The organism is Streptomyces sp. NPDC051064, from assembly GCF_044455985.1.
GTDB lineage: Bacteria > Actinomycetota > Actinomycetes > Streptomycetales > Streptomycetaceae > Streptomyces.
This window is the reverse complement of record NZ_JBITFK010000005.1, coordinates 617,602-634,017: the sequence shown is the minus strand read 5'-3', so window position 1 is coordinate 634,017 and position 16,416 is coordinate 617,602. Positions and strand designations below refer to the sequence as shown.

Here is a 16,416-nt window from a genome sequence, read left to right as displayed (position 1 = left end):
GTCAGGGTTTGGCCGAGCGGTAGTAACGCTTGGCGCCCTCGTGCAGCGGCAGCGGATCGGTGTAGATGGCGGTCCGCAGGTCCACCAGTTGCGCCGAGTGCACCTCGCGGCCGATCCGGTCCCGGCTGTCGATCACGGTCCGGGTGAACGCCTCGGTCGTCAGCGGATCCGTACGGTCCGTGGTGATCAGCAGATTGGAGACGGCGACTGTGCGCACGGCCTGACCCTGCTGTGCGTGCAGGTAGGCGTCGGCCGGCATCACGGCCGAGCGGTAGTAGCGCGTGGACCCGCCGGCCGCCTGGAGCTGGGTGACCAGCGCGTCCTCCAGGGGCACCAGCCGAATCGCGAACTTCTCCGAGAGGTCCTGCACCGCGCCGGTCGGCAGCCCGCCGGACCAGAAGAAGGCGTCCAGCCGGCCGTCCGCCAGCCGCGCGGGCATCGTGTCGATCCCGGCCTGGACGGGAGTGATGTCCTCCGCCGGATCGACGCCGGCCGCCTTCATCAGCCGGTCCGCGACGAGAAGCACCCCCGACCCCTTCTGTCCCACACCCACCCGCTTGCCCCGCAGGTCGGCGACCTCACGGATCCCGGAGCCACGGGGCACGATCAGCTGGATGTAGTCGTCGTACAGCCGGACGCAGCCGCGCAGCCGGCCCGCGCCCGGTTTCCCGCTTGCCAGGTAGGTGGCGACGGCGTCGGCGGTGGCGATGGTGAAGTCGGCCTTCCCCGTCGCGACCCGTTCGATGTTCTGCTGCGAGCCCTCGCTGGTTTGCAGCCGTATCGACACCTTGGGCATGTCCTTGGCCAGCGCGCCCTCCAGCCGCTGTCCGTAGAGCTGGTAGACCCCGCTCCGTACGCCCGTGGAGAACGTGAGCGAACCGCTCGGCTCCTCCTCCCCGATCGGGAGCACCCACCACAGGAGCAGTCCGAGCACGACCACGGCGGCGGCGCCCCCCTGAAGGGTGCGTCGCCGGCCGAACCGGGACAGTGCGTGCAACATGGCGCGATCCTGCCATCTCCCTGCCCGTGACGGCCAGGGCAGGGGGCGGCCGCACCCCTCGCGGGATGTGGCCGCACCTGCCGTGGATCAGTCCGTCCGCACCGGGAGCGAGGTGCCTCCCCCGCCCGTCACTCCGGCGGCGTAGGGGTGTCGGGCCCCTGGAACATGGTCTGGATGTCCAGCTCCAACTGAATGGTGGGCCCGACGATGGCGATGCCGCGGGCGAGCATGTTGCGCCAGTTCAGGGTGTAGTCCTCACGGTGCAGCTCGGCAGTGGCGCGTGCCGCACAGCGCAGCTCTTCGCCGTAACCGCCGTTGACAGCGCCCAGATACTGCGTGTCGAGGGAGACGGAGCGACTGACCCCGTGCATCGTCAGCCCTCCTTGGACGGTCCAGTTGTTGCCGCCCCGGTAGACGAACCGCGTGCTGGCGAAATGGAGGTACGGGAAGTTCTCCACGTCGAGGAAGTCGGCCGACCGCAGATGGTTGTCCCTGGTTTTGTTGCCCGTCGTGATGCTCGCGGCGTCGATGCGTATCTCGACCTGGGAGTCCTCGACAGAGGGCGCGATCCGGACTCCGCCCTCGAAGGAGGTGAAGCGGCCGTGCACATTGGCCATGCCGACGTGCTTGGCGATGAAGCGGATCGCGGTGTGCGGCGGATCGAAGAGCCAGTTCCCGGGTGCCGGGGGCTCCAGCTGCCGGGCGACGTCCAGCTGCACGCGGCCCATCGACAGGGTCTCACCTGCGGCGACCTCGAAGGTCCAGCTGGCCGGCTGCATGCCTTCGGCCGTCATGAGCAGGCGGTAGTCGCCTGGAGGCAGAGCCGCGACGAACATGCCGAACAGGTCCGTGGTCCCCTTGGCCGCCGTCCGGGCCGACCTCTGGGCAGTGATCGTCACCTCGGCGCCGCCAAGCAGCTGTCCCATGGGATCGGTGACCTCGCAGGTGACGGTCCCGGCCCCTGGAGGCACGGGGAGTACGAATCTCGCACCTTCACCGGAGGCCCGCCTGGATCGCCTGCCGCGGAGGAGAGAGAGGACCATGACATGCACCTTTCGAGCGTGGAGCAGTCAGCATAGAAAAGAACCGGAGCAGGTCGTTCAACGCCCCCTGCCCGAGCCGCCCGCCCCGGACGGCTTGTGCCCGCCCTCTGTGGCGGCTCCGTCGTACGGCCGGACCCCGGCCACCGCCTACCCTTGTCCCATGACCAGCGGCAACCGGAGCGAAGCAGTGGACGTCCAGAAGAGCTACGAGGTACGCACTTACGGGTGCCAGATGAACGTCCACGACTCCGAACGCTTGTCGGGGCTCCTGGAGGGCGCCGGGTACGTGCGTGCCCCCGAGGGCTCCGACGGCGACGCCGACGTCGTCGTCTTCAACACCTGCGCGGTGCGTGAGAACGCCGACAACAAGCTCTACGGCAACCTCGGCCGCCTCGCCCCGATGAAGACGAAGCGCCCCGGGATGCAGATCGCCGTCGGCGGCTGTCTGGCGCAGAAGGACCGCGACACCATCGTGCGGCGTGCCCCCTGGGTGGACGTCGTCTTCGGTACGCACAACATCGGCAAGCTGCCGGTGCTCCTGGAGCGCGCCCGGGTCCAGGAGGAGGCGCAGGTCGAGATCGCCGAGTCGCTGGAGGCGTTCCCCTCCACGCTGCCCACCCGCCGTGAGTCGGCGTACGCCGCGTGGGTGTCGATCTCCGTCGGCTGTAACAACACCTGCACCTTCTGCATCGTCCCGGCGCTGCGGGGCAAGGAGAAGGACCGCCGCACGGGCGACATCTTGGCCGAGATCGAGGCCCTGGTCGCCGAGGGGGTCAGCGAGATCACCCTGCTCGGCCAGAACGTCAACGCGTACGGCTCCGACATCGGTGACCGCGAGGCCTTCTCCAAGCTGCTGCGGGCCTGCGGCACGATCGAGGGCCTGGAGCGCGTCCGCTTCACCTCGCCCCACCCACGGGACTTCACCGACGACGTGATCGCGGCGATGGCGGAGACACCGAACGTGATGCCCCAGCTGCACATGCCGATGCAGTCCGGATCGGACACGATCCTCAAGGCCATGCGCCGCTCGTACCGCCAGGAGCGCTTCCTAGGGATCATCGAGAAGGTGCGCGCCGCCATGCCGGACGCGGCGATCTCCACCGACATCATCGTGGGCTTCCCCGGGGAGACCGAGGAGGACTTCGAGCAGACCATGCACGCCGTGCGCGAGGCCCGCTTCGCGAACGCCTTCACCTTCCAGTACTCCAAGCGCCCCGGGACGCCCGCCGCCGACATGGAGGGACAGGTCCCCAAGGAGGTCGTACAGGAGCGCTACATGCGCCTCTCCGCCCTCCAGGAGGCGATCTCCTGGGAGGAGAACAAGAAGCAGGTCGGCCGCACCCTGGATGTCATGGTCGCGGAGGGCGAAGGCCGCAAGGACGGCGCCACGCACCGGCTCTCCGGCCGCGCTCCCGACAACCGTCTGGTCCACTTCACCAAGCCGTCCCAGGACGTACGCCCCGGGGACGTGGTGACGGTCGAGATCAGCTACGCCGCTCCGCACCACCTGCTCGCCGAGGGAGCGCCCCTGGGCGTCCGGCGCACCCGGTCGGGCGACGCCTGGGAGAAGCGCAACGCGACCCCTGCCGACCGGCCCGCCGGAGTGATGCTCGGCCTGCCCGGGATCGGCGCGCCCGCCCCGCAGCCCGTGGCCGCCACCCCGGGGTGCGGCTGCGACTGACACCGGCCCGTCTGAGTACGCTGACCGGCATGCTTGCCGCCGCCGCCGTCTGCCCCTGCCCGCCGATCCTGGTCCCCGAGGTGGCGGCGGGAGCCGCACCCGAGCTCGACGCCGCGAGGAACGCGTGCCTCGACGCACTGGGCGTGCTCGCCGCCGCGAAACCGGATCTGCTGATCGTGGCCGGGCCCGCCGGACCTGACGGCCGCGGGCCGTTCCCCCCGGGTTCGGCAGGTTCCTTCGCCGGATTCGGCGTCGACCTGAGCGTGCGGCTGGGTGAAGCCCCGGGCGGATCACCCGCCCCCGGGCGCCCGCTCCCCGGGTCACTCGCCGTCGGCGCCTGGCTGCTGGGCCGCGCCCGCTGGGACGGCTCCCCGGTCGAAGGGCTCGGCGTGGGGGAGCCCCTCGCCGCCGATCGCTGCCTGCGGGCGGGAGCGGACCTGGCGGCCGGGGCGGAGCGGGTGGCCCTGCTGGTCATGGGCGACGGCAGCGCCTGCCGTACGGTCAAGGCGCCCGGCTACCTGGACGAGCGGGCGGCGGACTTCGACGCGGCGGCGGCCCGTGCGCTGGGGAGCGCCGATGTGGCCGCGCTGAGCGCTCTGGACGAGTCGCTCGCGTACGAACTGAAGGCGGCGGGCCGGGCGCCCTGGCAGGTGCTCGCGGGCGCGGCCCGGGGCGCGGGCCTCGGCGGGCGGCTGCTGTACGAGGACGCCCCGTACGGCGTGGGATACGTCGTCGCCGTCTGGTCCTGACCCGCCGGTCCTGATCCTGCCACGGCACGGACGAGGGCCGTGGAGCCATATCGCTCCACGGCCCTCGATCCCGATGGAACCGGGTCAGTGCGCGGGCGGTGGCGGCGGTGTACCGCCCTGGTTCTTCTGGCCCAGACGGTCGACCGCGTCCTTGGCCTTCTGCGTGCCGGACACGATCTTGTCGCTGTACTTGCCCTTGGTCTTTTGGTCGACCGTGCGGGCGGCCTTGTCGATGCCCTGGTCGATCTTCCCCCCGTGCTGCTGCGCGAGGTCGCCGACCTTCTCCTTGGCCGGGGCCAGCTTGGCCTTCAGGTTGTCCAGGAAACCCATGGGTCACCTTCCGTGCTGGGGGACTGTGGTCACATTTTACCCGTCTGTGAGAAATCACGCGTTACTCGCCGTGTCCGTCCGTTCCCGGTCTCTTCCGGTCGGAGGGCGTCCCGAAGTTTGGGAGACTGTCTCGGTGAGAAGACCAGCTCCCACCCCCCGCGTCATCACCGTCGTCGGTCCCACCGCCGCCGGAAAGTCCGATCTGGGAGTGTTTCTCGCCCAGCAGCTCGGTGGTGAAGTGGTCAACGCCGACTCCATGCAGCTCTACCGGGGCATGGACATCGGCACGGCGAAGCTGACTCTCCCCGAGCGTGCCGGCGTTCCGCACCATCTCCTGGACATCTGGGACGTCACCGAGGCCGCGAGTGTCGCCGAGTACCAGCGGCTCGCGCGCACCGAGATCGACCGGCTGCTGGCCGAAGGACGTACGCCCGTCCTGGTGGGCGGCTCGGGTCTCTACGTGAAGGGCGCGATCGACGCCCTCGAATTCCCGGGTACGGACCCCGGCGTACGTGCCCGGCTCGAACAGGAGCTCACGGAGCACGGCTCCGGCGTCCTGCACGCCCGGCTCGCCGCCGCGGACCCCGAGGCGGCCCGCGCCATCCTGGCCGGCAACGGCCGCCGTATCGTCCGCGCCCTGGAGGTCATCGAGATCACCGGCAAGCCCTTCACGGCCAATCTGCCGAGCGGCGAAGCGGTGTACGACGCCCTTCAGATCGGCGTGGACGTCGGACGTCCCGAACTCGACGAACGTATCCGAACCCGCGTGGACCGGATGTGGGAGGCCGGGCTGGTGGACGAGGTGCGTGACCTGGAGGCCCGGGGGCTGCGCGAGGGACGCACCGCCTCGCGCGCGCTGGGCTACCAGCAGGTGCTCGCCGCTCTCGCGGGGGAGTGCACCGAGGACGAGGCGCGCACGGAGACCGTACGCGCCACCAAACGCTTCGCGCGGCGGCAGGACTCCTGGTTCCGGCGAGACCCGCGCGTCCGGTGGCTGAGTGGTGCCGAGGAACAGCGCGGAGAACTCCCGCGCCGGGCGCTGGCGTTGGTCGAACGAGCGGTTACAACCTGATGGCGTGACGAGAGAACGAGGCGTAGCAGGGATCAGTCTGTGCTGCATCGAAGCAGGTCAGAGAGACTGTCCTGGGTTTCGGGCTTCATCAGACTTCGACAATCAGGCACAACCCTTTCGGGTATTGGTGCTGACGCATCGCTGACTTTGCTGATGGCTAATCAGTTTCTTGGAGTGGCTGTGGGCGGAGGGCGGAGTGAGCTGTGGGTGCCGCGACGGGGAGCTGCTGTGTGTCTGGGGAGAGCAGCGGGCGAGCCCGTTGATTCCGACGTTCTGTTCCGCTCGTTCGGTGAGGGGTGTGCGGTGGCGTGACGGAGGCAGAGGCGAGAGAACAAGAAGGACGAGTCCGTTCTCAAGGACTGGGAGGCGGATCTGCACAAGCCGCGAGGAGGAGCTCAAGCGCCGCGCGGGCGAGGGCAGCCACGAGGGCAGTGGGGGCCGGAGGACTCCGCCCCGCCGAAGGGCTGAGCCTGCTGATATCCCGAAGCGTGCCGTGTTCGGGCCGGTGACGACGTACACGCTGTACGCCGTCACAGGCCCCGAAGCGGACAGCACGCCCCTGGGAGCGGTCGGCCCGCGGGCCGAGACTTCGTCCCATGACGACCGCCCCCACCGATACCTCCCCGAACACGGCCGCACCCGGCACCGGGTACGGCGACAAGGTCATCGCCGTCGAGACGGCGGGCGCCGACCCCATCCCGCCGGCCGAACGGCACGGCACTCCGCGCGGACTGCTGTGGACCTGGGCCTCGCCCAACATCGAGTTCGCGACGGTCTACATCGGCGTGATCTCGGTGCTGTTCTTCGGGCTGAACTTCTGGCAGGCGGCAACAGCGCTGCTGCTGGGTACGGCGGTGGGCGCGGTCACGCACGGAGTGCTGAGCACCGACGGGCCCCGGTTCGGGGTACCGCAGATGGCCGTCGGCCGACTGGCCTTCGGCCGTGGCGGCAACGCGCTGCCGTCGGTGGTGAACGCGCTGGTGGCGGGCGTCGGCTGGTTCGCGGTGAACAGTGTCAGCGCCGCTTTCGCGCTCAACACACTGACCGGGCTGCGGCCGCTGCCGAGCCTGCTGCTCGTGGTCGTCGTGGAGATCGCCGTCGGCTTCATCGGGCACAACTTCGTGCACACCTTCGAGCGGTACGCGCTGCCCGTGCTCGCGGTGGTCTTCCTGCTGGCGGGGGTCTGGACGTTCGACGGGGCGGAGCTCTCGGCAGCCGGCGGGGGCGGCGGCGTGGGCGGTTTCCTGCTCGCGTTCAGCGCGGCCTTCGGCTACACGGCGGGCTGGAATCCGTTCGCCTCCGACTACACCCGGTATCTGCCGCAGGGCGCCTCCCGGCTGCGTACGGCCCTGTATCCGGCGATCGGCCTGTTCGTGTCCGTGGCGACAGTGGCACTGATCGGCGCGGCCTCGGCGACGATCGCCGCACCGGCCGACGCCACGCCGACTGCCGCGTTCACCGGTCATTTGCCGGGCTGGCTGAGTCATCTCGTCCTGCTGGCGATCATCCTGGGCGCGGTCTCCGCGAACGCCCTGAACATCTACTCCTCGTCGATGTCACTGACCGCGCTGGGGCTGCGGCTTCCGCGGTGGCTGGGGCGCAGCACGCTGGTGCTGGTCACGGGTGTCGTGGGCACGGCGGCCGCCTGGTCGTCGCTGGCGGACGCGGGGCATGCGTACGAGGCGTTCCTGCTGGTCATCGCCTACTGGGTGGGGCCCTGGCTGGGTGTGGTGCTGACGGCGCGGTGGCTGACGCGCTCCACCGCCGACGAGGTGCTCGCGGCGCGGCTGACGGACCGTACGTACAGCGGGTGGCCGGGTGTGGTGGCCCTCCTCGCGGGGGTGGCCGTGTCGGTGCCGCTCTTCTCCCGGCAGGAGCAGTACGTGGGGTGGGCCGCCGGACGGTGGCCGGACCTGGGTGACATCACCTGCGTGGTGGGGTTCGTGGTGAGCGCGGGCGTGTACGCGGCGCTTCGAGTCGGCGCAGGGAAATCAAGCCCGTGGGGCTCCCCCCGGACGAAGTCTGGGGATTGAGGACACAGCGCGGCCCCGCGCTGCCCGGTGAACGTTTGCGACCAGCGCCAGCGAGCCCGGCCTGACCTCGCGGACACCCCCCCCGGCCGGTCTCAGGCAGCCGGACGCCGCCCTGGCGCGGCGGCCGCCTGCGCGCCACGCACAATGCGGTGGGCGCAGGCCGCCGACAGCAGTGCGCCCTGGAGTTCCGGATCGTCGGGTGCGAGACCGAGCAGCATCTCGATACGTTCGAGGCGCTGGTAGAGCGACTGTCTGCCGATGTGCAGCAGTGCCGCCGTCCGGGTCGGGCTGCAGCCGTTCCTGAGGTGGACCTCCAGGGTGCGGACCAGATCGGATGGGTGGGCCGCCTCCCACTCCAGCAGCGGGCCGAGGGTCTGCTGCACCAGGGCGGCCAGCCGGTCCCGGTTGGCGTCGAGGCCACCTCGGGTCAGTTCGCGTTCGAGGGCGAGGGCGCGCGACGAGGTGATCAACGGGCCGTGTTCGGGGGCGGGTTCGGCGGGCGGAACGGTGAGGGCGAGTTCCAGTGCGGCGCGTGCGGCGCGCAGGGTCTCGCTGCGGCGCAGCCAGGCCGCGGCGGCGGGCACGGCATGGCCGACCGCGGCGGTGACGCCTTCACCGCCGATCGCCCAACCGCCGCTCTCCGTACCGTGGGCTGCCGCCCGCAGGGCCATCTGCACCGCCCGTACCGGATCCCGTACCGGGTCCCGGGTCACCCCCGGGCGGGCCGCCGTCCGCACCACCGCGAGCAGGGCCAGGGTGTCCCCGGGGAACGACGCCTGAAGGACGGGCCGCCCGCCGAGGCCACGTACCGCGCCCCGCAGCAGCGCCGCCGCCGCGCGCTGCGGTCCGTGCACCGAGATCCCCACCAGCAGGCTCCCCTCCCCCGGGCGGAAGCCCGCCAGCTCCGAGCGGGCCGTCACCTCCGGTTGGTTCAGGGCCCGCCCGTCGGCCAGGTCGGCGAGCAGCGCCGCGGCGTGATCGGTTTCCCAGGTGCGTACGGCTCTGGTCGCGAGGGACTGGGTGACGATGGCCCGGTTGGCGGCCTCGACGATCCGCACGAACGGCACGACGCGGTGCAGAGCGAGCAGCGGCAGCTCCAGGCGGCGGGCCTCGGCGACGACCTCCTCGGGCATGACGGGCAGCGAGCGGCCGACCTCCACGGCGAGTCCGGCGGCGCCCCGGGCGGCCAGTTCCCGGACGTAGCGACGGCGGGTCTCGGCGTCCGCGCCGACGAGTCCGAAACCGTTGGTGAGCAGGAGTTCGCCGCCGTCGAGGAAGTTCGCGCCCTCGTACACCTCGCTGGAATGGACCCAGCGGACCGGCCGGTCCAGTGAGCTCGCGCCCGCCAGCAGTTCGGGCTCCGTGGCACCGACCGTGTCGAGGGCCAGGATCTCGCGGAGGGTGAGTGCGGGCACGGCGGCCTCCCTGGGGCGTGTCCCGGGCGCTGACAGTTCGTCCGGCGACGGGCTGCCGGGAGAGTACTTTCCGCACGTTGCCCCGGTGTTTCGCGACCGGGAGAGTGGACCACATGAACGGTACGTACGGCACCGGCGGCACGGACGGTGCGGGCCGCGCGAACACAGCAGGCGGGCCGGAGACGGCAGCCGACGGGACGGATTTCCGCAGGTGGCTGGCGACCGCGGTCGCCGAGGCACGCGCCGGACTGGCGGAGGGCGGCGTTCCGATCGGTGCCGCACTGTACGGGGCGGACGGCACGCTCCTCGGTCGCGGCCACAACCGCCGCGTCCAGGACGGCGACCCGTCCATGCACGCCGAGACGGCGGCGTTCCGGGCGGCCGGGCGACAGCGTTCGTATCGCGGTACGACGATGGTGACCACCCTCTCGCCCTGCTGGTACTGCAGTGGTCTGGTGCGCCAGTTCGGGATCTCCCGGGTGGTGATCGGCGAGGCGGAGACCTTCCACGGCGGGCACGACTGGCTGGCCCGGCACGGCGTGGAGATCGTGCTGCTCGACGACCCCGGGTGCACCGGTCTGATGCGTGCCTTCATCCAGGAGCACCCCGACGTATGGAACGAGGACATCGGCGATGAGTGAGCCCAGGATTCCCACGATCGATCTGCGCCCGTGGCTCTCCGGAGACCACGCAGCCCGCAAGGAGATCGCCACGACCGTCGACCGGGCGCTGCGGACGGCAGGCTTCCTGCTGGTGACGGGGCACGGCATCGATCCCGCGCTGCGGACGGCGATCCGCGACGGGGCCCGGGACTTCTTCCGGCTGCCGGCCGCGACGAAGGAGCCGTACTCCGTCAGGGTCGGCGGCCGCGGGTGGCTCGGCCCCGGCGCCGAGGCCAATGGCTACGCGGAGGGTACGCAGACGCCCCCCGACCTCAAGGAGTCGCTGTCCTTCGCGGCCGAGGATCCCACCGGGGACGCGGCGGTCGACGCCGAGTGGTTCCTGCCCAACTCCTGGCCGGCCGAGGCCCCTGGGCTGAAGGCCCTGGTGACGACGTATCTCGCGCAGATGCGGACGCTCTCGGACCAGCTGTTGGAGCTGCTGGGTGCCGCTCTCGGCGAGCCCGAGGACTTCTTCACCCGGCACACCGCCCACCCCACCTGGGGTTTCAACATCAACTGGTATCCGGGAACGGAGGTCGTCGGCGAGCCGCAGCCCGGCCAGTTCCGGATCGGCCCGCACACCGACTTCGGCACCGTCACGGTCCTCGACCGGCAGGCGGGCAAGGGCGGGCTGCAGGTCTTCACGGACGAGGGCGGCTGGGAGGACGCTCCGTACGATCCGGCGGCGTTCACCATCAACATCGGTGATCTGATGGCGCGTTGGACGGGTGACCGCTGGCGTTCGGGCCGGCACCGGGTGCTGCCGCCGCCCGCCGACGCTCCTGCCGAGGAGCTGATGTCGCTCGTCTACTTCTACGAGTGCGACCCGCGCACCACGGTCGAGTCCGTGCCGGCCCCGACCGGCCGGATCGCCCACCCGCCGGTGGACTCGCATGTGTATCTGCGCGAGAAGCTGGACGCGATCTCGGTCGGCTGAAGGTCGACGACTGAAAGGCGGCTGCGGGACCGGAAGCCATCGACGCACCGTCCCGGTCGTTCGAAAATCTTCACCTGACTCCAACATGCTGCTGGTGTCCGATTGTTGACACCTTGGCAGATCTGACAGGGCGTCGGCGCTGGGGTGCTGTGGAGAGAGTCGGCGGCGCCCGGGACGGCGCCCCATCCAGTGGTGCCCGTGCGACGGGAGGGGCTTGACGTGACGGTGCTGTCGCCGGACTACCAGCGGATCATGCACGTCCTGGCCGATCGTGGTCCGGCGAAGGGCCGACGATCTGCCGGCAACTCGCTGACGCGCTGGACCTCGAACTGGTCCCGGCGAAGATCGAAGGGGTGAGGTCCAAGGCGAAGCGCCTGGCCCGCACGGGGCTTGCTCGTCGAGAACACCCAGGGCTCCTTCAACGTCGCCGCTTCGCAAGGCGGCGGCTCATGACCATGGTCATCGACCACAGCACCATCGCCTCGGACGTGTCGGCCCGCCTCTCGTAGTCGCGGACCAGACGGCGCGAACGCATCAGTCACCCGAACGTCCGCTCCATCACCCACCTGCGGGGCAGCACCACAAAGCCCGAAGCGTCCGCATCGCGTTGGGCGACCGTGAGTGCGAGACGCGGCATCTTCGCTGCGAAGTCGGCCAGGGGGTTGGTGTAACCGCCGTCAGCCCAGACCAGCCTCAGCAGGAAGAACCGCTCAGCCAGCCGGGCCAGCAGAACCTGGCCCGCCTCCCGGTCGGTCACGTTCGCCGCGGTGACCATGACCGTCAGCAGCAGCCCCCGTCGTGTCGACCACGATGTGCCGCTTACGGCCATTGATCTTTTTCCCGCCGTCGAAGCCCGTGAGGACGCGGGCACGGACGCGGCGGCCTTGACCGACTGGACGTTGATGCTGCCCGCGGTCGGCTCCGGATCCCGGTCGGCCGCCTCGCGGGCCTTCCCACGCAGCCGCTCGTGGAATTCCTTGACCAGGCCCTTGTCCCTCCGGCGGCGGAAGAGCGCGTAGACCCGGTCCCAGGCGGGGAGGTCCACCGGCATCGCCCGCCACTTGATTCCGTTGTCGACGATGAGGCGGAAGGCGTCGTCGTCGCGGGCCACGCGCAGGAGGCCGACCTGTTCCTTGGTGGGAATCACGGTCGGGCCCGGGCGGTATTCCGGCGGGCTGACGTCGAGCAGCGGGTCGAGACCTATGAGTCCGCGGCGGTGCGTCCTTGAGGATTCCCTTCACCCGCAGGAAGACCTGTGTCTGGGTCGCGGCACCGACGTCGCTGCGTTCCATGGCGGTGATGAAGCGTTCCACCACGAAGCGGGCCGTGTAGAGCTCGGTCAGTCGCTCGATGGCGGCGTCCTAGGTGGGGAAGCCGGACTCCTCGGCCTGCTTGCCCCGGGTGTTGCGGAAGCGGATCGTGTAGAGGTGCGGGCAGCTCGACGGCCTGCGGCATTCGCAGGGCTTGAAGAAGCTCCCCATACCCCGCGCAAGCCTGTTCGACATGGTTGAGATGGTTCCTTCTCCGGGCTGGCCGCGACCGGCCAATCGGGCGCTGACCTGGGGCTATTGCTGACCATTTGCTGACTCGCCGACCAGCAGCAGGCGTCTGACCTGCATAAACCCTAAAGCGGGGCTATAACAGCCTGATCACGTGATGGCATCGGGAAGCTCCGCCCGTCATTTCGGCGGCCGGGGCCGTGCCATCATCGAGCATCGATCGACCAGTGGAGTCCGAGTTGGGAGGGCGCGTGGCGATGGAGGCCGGCCCTCGCGACACAGACAGAGACGCACCGGATGCGCAGCACGAGGCAGGACGCCTGAGCCCTGACGGGCCGGACGAGCACGAGGTGGCCCCCGAGGTCGAGGTCGAGCTCCGGCCCGCCCGCCGGCTGCGGATCTGGCAGCTGGCACCCATCGTGGGGCTGGCTGCGGTCGGCTCCCTGATGTTCGCCTTCCCGCTCGCCTTCGAGTTCGGCGGCGGCGGTGCCGTCGTGGCGATGCTGGGCCTGCTGATCAGCGGCTGTGCCGCGGGCTGGGGCATGATGGCCGCCCGCCGTGTCGGCCACACCTGGCCCGGCCTGCCGGCCAGAGGATCGAACGAACGCCCCGACTGGCGCGTGGTCACGCTGTACGTGGCCGTCTGCGCCGTGCTGGTGGCCCTCGCCGTCTGGCGCGTGGCCCGGCTCCGCTGACCGGCCCGGACCCCGGGAGCCCCTTCTGCGGGCAGGCGCCGGCCCGCGACGTGGCCCGGACCCGCGGACTGTCGGCGGAGCCTCGTACAGTTGTTTCGTGAGCACTTCGCAGATCACCTTCCTCAAGGGTCACGGCACGGAGAACGACTTCGTGATCGTTCCCGATCCGGACAACGCCCTCGACCTGCCGGTCTCCGTCGTCGCCCGGCTCTGCGACCGCCGGGCGGGCATCGGCGGCGACGGGCTGCTGCACGTCGTGCGGTCCGCCGCGCACCCCGAGGCGCGCGGCATGGCCGAGCAGGCCGAGTGGTTCATGGACTACCGCAACTCGGACGGCTCGGTCGCCGAGATGTGCGGCAACGGGGTGCGGGTCTTCGCCCGCTACCTCCAGCGTGCCGGGTTCGTCGCCGAAGGTGATCTGTCCGTCGCCACGCGGGGCGGGGTCAAGCGGGTGCACATCGCGAAGGACGGCGACGTCACGGTCTCCATGGGGCGTGCCCTGCTGCCGGACGACGGCGTCAGGGTGACCGTGGACGGCCGCAGCTGGGAAGCACGCAACGTGAACATGGGCAATCCGCACGCCGTCGCGTTCGTCGAGGACCTGGACCACGCCGGAGAGCTCTCCTCCGTACCGCCGTTCAGCCCGCGGTCCGTCTACCCCGACGGAGTCAACATCGAGTTCGTCGTGGACCGCGGCCCCCGGCACGTCGCGATGCGTGTCCACGAGCGCGGTTCCGGTGAGACCCGGTCGTGCGGCACCGGCGCCTGTGCGGTGGCCGTCGCCGCCGCACGCCGGGACGGCGTGGACCCGTCGGAGACCGGCGCCCCCGCGGCATACACCGTGGACCTGCCCGGCGGCACCCTGGTGATCACCGAATACCCTGACGGCGGGATCGACATGACGGGGCCCGCCGTGATCGTCGCGGAGGGCGTGATCGACCCCGCCTGGCTCGAAACGATGAGCGGTTAGAGCTTCGCTCGAATGGGTGATCCGTTTCACGCTGAGCGAGAGCTGGACTGCGCCACGTGGTGGGGTCGATAGCATCAAGCACCGGCTCGGGGGTGTAACCGCATCCACCGCCGGTCGACGTTGCCGGAGGTGCCCCATGAGCGCAGAGGCCACCAATCCAGGTGCTCCCCTTCGCAAACGCGGTCGTCCACGGATCGACCTGCGCAGGCTGGGCCGTGTCGCCCTGCTCGGGCCGGTCTCCCGTGACCGGCTTCCCGACGCCATCGGGCATGTCGCGGAGGCTCATCGCGCGCACTACCCGGACGCCGACCTCGCCATCCTGCGCAAGGCGTACGTCCTCGCCGAGACCTCCCACCGCGGCCAGATGCGCAAGAGCGGTGAGCCGTACATCACCCATCCGCTGGCGGTGACCCTGATCCTCGCCGAACTCGGCGCGGAGACGACGACCCTGACGGCCTCGCTGCTCCACGACACGGTCGAGGACACCGATGTGACCCTCGATCAGGTGCGGGAGCAGTTCGGCGAAGAGGTCTGCTACCTGGTCGACGGCGTCACCAAGCTGGAGAAGGTCGACTACGGGGCCGCCGCCGAGCCCGAGACCTTCCGCAAGATGCTCGTCGCCACCGGGAACGACGTCCGCGTCATGTCGATCAAACTGGCCGACCGGCTGCACAACATGCGGACACTCGGCGTCATGCGCCCCGAGAAACAGGCCAGGATCGCCAAGGTCACCCGGGACGTGCTCATCCCGCTCGCCGAACGCCTCGGCGTGCAGGCGCTCAAGACGGAGCTCGAGGACCTCGTCTTCGCGATCCTGCACCCGGACGAGTACGAGCGCACCCAGGCCCTGATCTCCGCCTGGAGCGGAGCGGCGGACCCTCTCACGGAGATCGCCGGCAGCGTCAGATCGACCCTGCGGGAAGCGGGTATCAGCGCCGAAGTGCTCATCAGACCGCGTCACTTCGTCTCCGTGCACCGGGTGAGGATCAAACGCGGCGAAATGCGGGGCACCGACTTCGGACGGCTGCTGGTGCTGGTCGGGGAGGACGCCGACTGCTACGCGGTCCTGGGCGAGCTGCACACCTGTTTCACCCCGGTCATCTCCGAGTTCAAGGACTTCATCGCGGCGCCCAAGTTCAACCTCTACCAGTCGCTGCACACGGCGGTCGTCGGACCCGAGGGCGCGGTCGCCGAAGTCCTGATCCGTACACACCGGATGCACAAGGTCGCCGAGGCGGGTGTCGTCGCGCTCGGCAACCCGTACACCCAGGACGGCACCAACGCCGCGCACCAGGCCGAACCCGCCGACGGCGAGCGCGCCGACCCGACCAGGCCCGGCTGGCTCTCCCGCCTCCTGGAGTGGCAGGAGTCGGCGACCGACTCCGACACGTTCTGGGCCACGCTGCGAGCCGACCTCGCACAGGACCGGGAGATCACGGTCTTCCGCACCGACGGCGGGACCCTCGGGCTGCCCGCCGGCGCCAGCTGCGTCGACGCCGCCTACGCGCAGTACGGCGACGAGGCGCACGGCTGCATCGGAGCCCGCGTCAACGGCCGGCTGGCGACGCTGAGCACCGCGCTGAACGACGGTGACACCGTGCAGCTGCTGCTCGCCCAGGACGCCTCTTCCGGGCCCTCCCCGGAGTGGCTTGAACACGCCCGTACGCCTGCCGCCCGGATCGCGATCATGGCATGGCTCGACGCCCATCCGGGCGGTGCGCAGGGCCCCCACAAGAGCAGGCCCGACGCCCCGAGGCCGCAGGCCCAGCCCGCCGAAGACGCGGCGGACAGCCGGGCCAGGGCAGCCGGCCGGGCTCCGATCGTGGCGATCGGCACGCCGGGCGCACCGGTCCGGCTCGCAGGATGCTGTACCCCCGTCCCGCCCGACGGCATCATCGGATTCACGGTGCGCGGCGGCGCCGTCACCGTGCACCGCGAGGAATGTCCGGCGGTGGCCCGGATGCGGGCGATCGGCCGGCCGGCCGTAGAGGCGCACTGGAACGACCCGGGCGACCGGAGCGGCACCCCCGACTACCGGGTCACCCTCGTCGCCGAGTCCTTCGGACGCCCCCGGCTCCTCGCCGACCTCACCGAGGCCATCGCGACCGCGGACGCCGCCATCGTCTCGGCGACCGTCGAGCCGCCCAGCGAACAGCGCGTCCGGCACACCTACACGCTGCAGCTGCCCGACGCGGCGGGACTGCCGGGCCTCATGCGGGCGATGCGCGACGTACCCGGCGTGTACGACGTGAGCCGCGCCCAGCAGCCCGCCGCCACCGGCTGACGCCCTGTCCCGTCCGGGACCTCTCCTTGCCGCTCACCGGCGACCC

General features: G+C 70.7%; 15 protein-coding genes. 9 read left to right on the top strand and 6 right to left on the bottom strand.

From position 1 onward, the window contains the following. Window position 1 precedes the first annotated feature (1 nt). Together ACIBCU_RS21030 and ACIBCU_RS21025 are read right to left on the bottom strand one after the other, a co-directional pair. Window positions 2-1,000: a TAXI family TRAP transporter solute-binding subunit gene (locus ACIBCU_RS21030; protein ID WP_362930071.1), complete on the bottom strand. Its 999-nt coding sequence runs from the start codon at window positions 998-1,000 to the stop codon at window positions 2-4. A 128-nt stretch (window positions 1,001-1,128) separates the two neighbouring features. Beyond that, window positions 1,129-2,043: a YceI family protein gene (locus ACIBCU_RS21025; RefSeq protein ID WP_362930069.1), complete on the bottom strand. Its 915-nt coding sequence runs from the start codon at window positions 2,041-2,043 to the stop codon at window positions 1,129-1,131. A 160-nt stretch (window positions 2,044-2,203) separates the two neighbouring features. Here ACIBCU_RS21025 and miaB point away from each other — a divergent pair, with 160 nt between their 5' ends. Both miaB and ACIBCU_RS21015 read left to right on the top strand, forming a co-directional pair. Continuing rightward, entirely contained in the window at window positions 2,204-3,724 is a 1,521-nt protein-coding gene (miaB, locus tag ACIBCU_RS21020; RefSeq protein WP_362930067.1) for a tRNA (N6-isopentenyl adenosine(37)-C2)-methylthiotransferase MiaB, read from the top strand. Window positions 3,725-3,753: 29 nt separating this feature from the next. Continuing rightward, window positions 3,754-4,473 carry a class III extradiol dioxygenase subunit B-like domain-containing protein gene (locus ACIBCU_RS21015; protein ID WP_399233014.1) on the top strand — a complete coding sequence of 240 codons (720 nt, stop codon included), beginning with the start codon at window positions 3,754-3,756 and terminating at the stop codon, window positions 4,471-4,473. An 84-nt stretch (window positions 4,474-4,557) separates the two neighbouring features. On the opposite strand, the gene ACIBCU_RS21010 is transcribed toward ACIBCU_RS21015, so the two are convergent. After that, complete coding sequence (locus ACIBCU_RS21010) at window positions 4,558-4,803, bottom strand: antitoxin (RefSeq protein ID WP_362930063.1); 246 nt, start codon at window positions 4,801-4,803, stop codon at window positions 4,558-4,560. 133 nt (window positions 4,804-4,936) lie between these two features. Between ACIBCU_RS21010 and miaA the strand changes: the two genes are divergently transcribed. Together miaA and ACIBCU_RS21000 are read left to right on the top strand one after the other, a co-directional pair. Continuing rightward, complete coding sequence (gene miaA / locus ACIBCU_RS21005) at window positions 4,937-5,875, top strand: tRNA (adenosine(37)-N6)-dimethylallyltransferase MiaA (RefSeq protein WP_399233011.1); 939 nt, start codon at window positions 4,937-4,939, stop codon at window positions 5,873-5,875. Window positions 5,876-6,471: 596 nt separating this feature from the next. Continuing rightward, the gene (locus ACIBCU_RS21000; protein ID WP_399233009.1) at window positions 6,472-7,908 is read left to right on the top strand and encodes a purine-cytosine permease family protein; all 1,437 of its coding nucleotides are present in this window, start codon (window positions 6,472-6,474) and stop codon (window positions 7,906-7,908) included. 92 nt (window positions 7,909-8,000) lie between these two features. Here the strand turns inward: ACIBCU_RS21000 and ACIBCU_RS20995 are convergent, their stop codons facing one another. Then, complete coding sequence (locus tag ACIBCU_RS20995) at window positions 8,001-9,323, bottom strand: PucR family transcriptional regulator (RefSeq protein WP_399233007.1); 1,323 nt, start codon at window positions 9,321-9,323, stop codon at window positions 8,001-8,003. A 113-nt stretch (window positions 9,324-9,436) separates the two neighbouring features. Between ACIBCU_RS20995 and ACIBCU_RS20990 the strand changes: the two genes are divergently transcribed. After that, entirely contained in the window at window positions 9,437-9,964 is a 528-nt protein-coding gene (locus tag ACIBCU_RS20990; protein WP_362930055.1) for a nucleoside deaminase, read from the top strand. After that, the gene (locus ACIBCU_RS20985; protein WP_399233005.1) at window positions 9,957-10,922 is read left to right on the top strand and encodes an isopenicillin N synthase family dioxygenase; all 966 of its coding nucleotides are present in this window, start codon (window positions 9,957-9,959) and stop codon (window positions 10,920-10,922) included. The genes ACIBCU_RS20990 and ACIBCU_RS20985 overlap by 8 nt, the downstream gene beginning before the upstream one ends. Before the next feature lie 538 nt (window positions 10,923-11,460). On the opposite strand, the gene ACIBCU_RS20980 is transcribed toward ACIBCU_RS20985, so the two are convergent. Then, window positions 11,461-12,069, bottom strand: coding sequence for a transposase (locus ACIBCU_RS20980; RefSeq protein WP_399233001.1), 609 nt, complete (start codon window positions 12,067-12,069; stop codon window positions 11,461-11,463). Between the two features lie 214 nt (window positions 12,070-12,283). Continuing rightward, window positions 12,284-12,427, bottom strand: coding sequence for a hypothetical protein (locus ACIBCU_RS20975; RefSeq protein ID WP_399232999.1), 144 nt, complete (start codon window positions 12,425-12,427; stop codon window positions 12,284-12,286). Window positions 12,428-12,678: 251 nt separating this feature from the next. On the opposite strand from ACIBCU_RS20975, the gene ACIBCU_RS20970 reads away from it, so the two are divergent. The 3 genes from ACIBCU_RS20970 to ACIBCU_RS20960 all read left to right on the top strand — a co-directional run bounded on the left by ACIBCU_RS20970 (window position 12,679) and on the right by ACIBCU_RS20960 (window position 16,370). Further along, window positions 12,679-13,116, top strand: coding sequence for a hypothetical protein (locus ACIBCU_RS20970; RefSeq protein ID WP_399233070.1), 438 nt, complete (start codon window positions 12,679-12,681; stop codon window positions 13,114-13,116). A 97-nt stretch (window positions 13,117-13,213) separates the two neighbouring features. Next, on the top strand, window positions 13,214-14,086 hold the full coding sequence (gene dapF / locus ACIBCU_RS20965) for a diaminopimelate epimerase (protein WP_362930045.1): 873 nt from the start codon (window positions 13,214-13,216) through the stop codon (window positions 14,084-14,086). A gap of 136 nt (window positions 14,087-14,222) precedes the next feature. Further along, on the top strand, window positions 14,223-16,370 hold the full coding sequence (locus tag ACIBCU_RS20960; RefSeq protein WP_399232997.1) for a RelA/SpoT family protein: 2,148 nt from the start codon (window positions 14,223-14,225) through the stop codon (window positions 16,368-16,370). Window positions 16,371-16,416 lie beyond the last annotated feature (46 nt).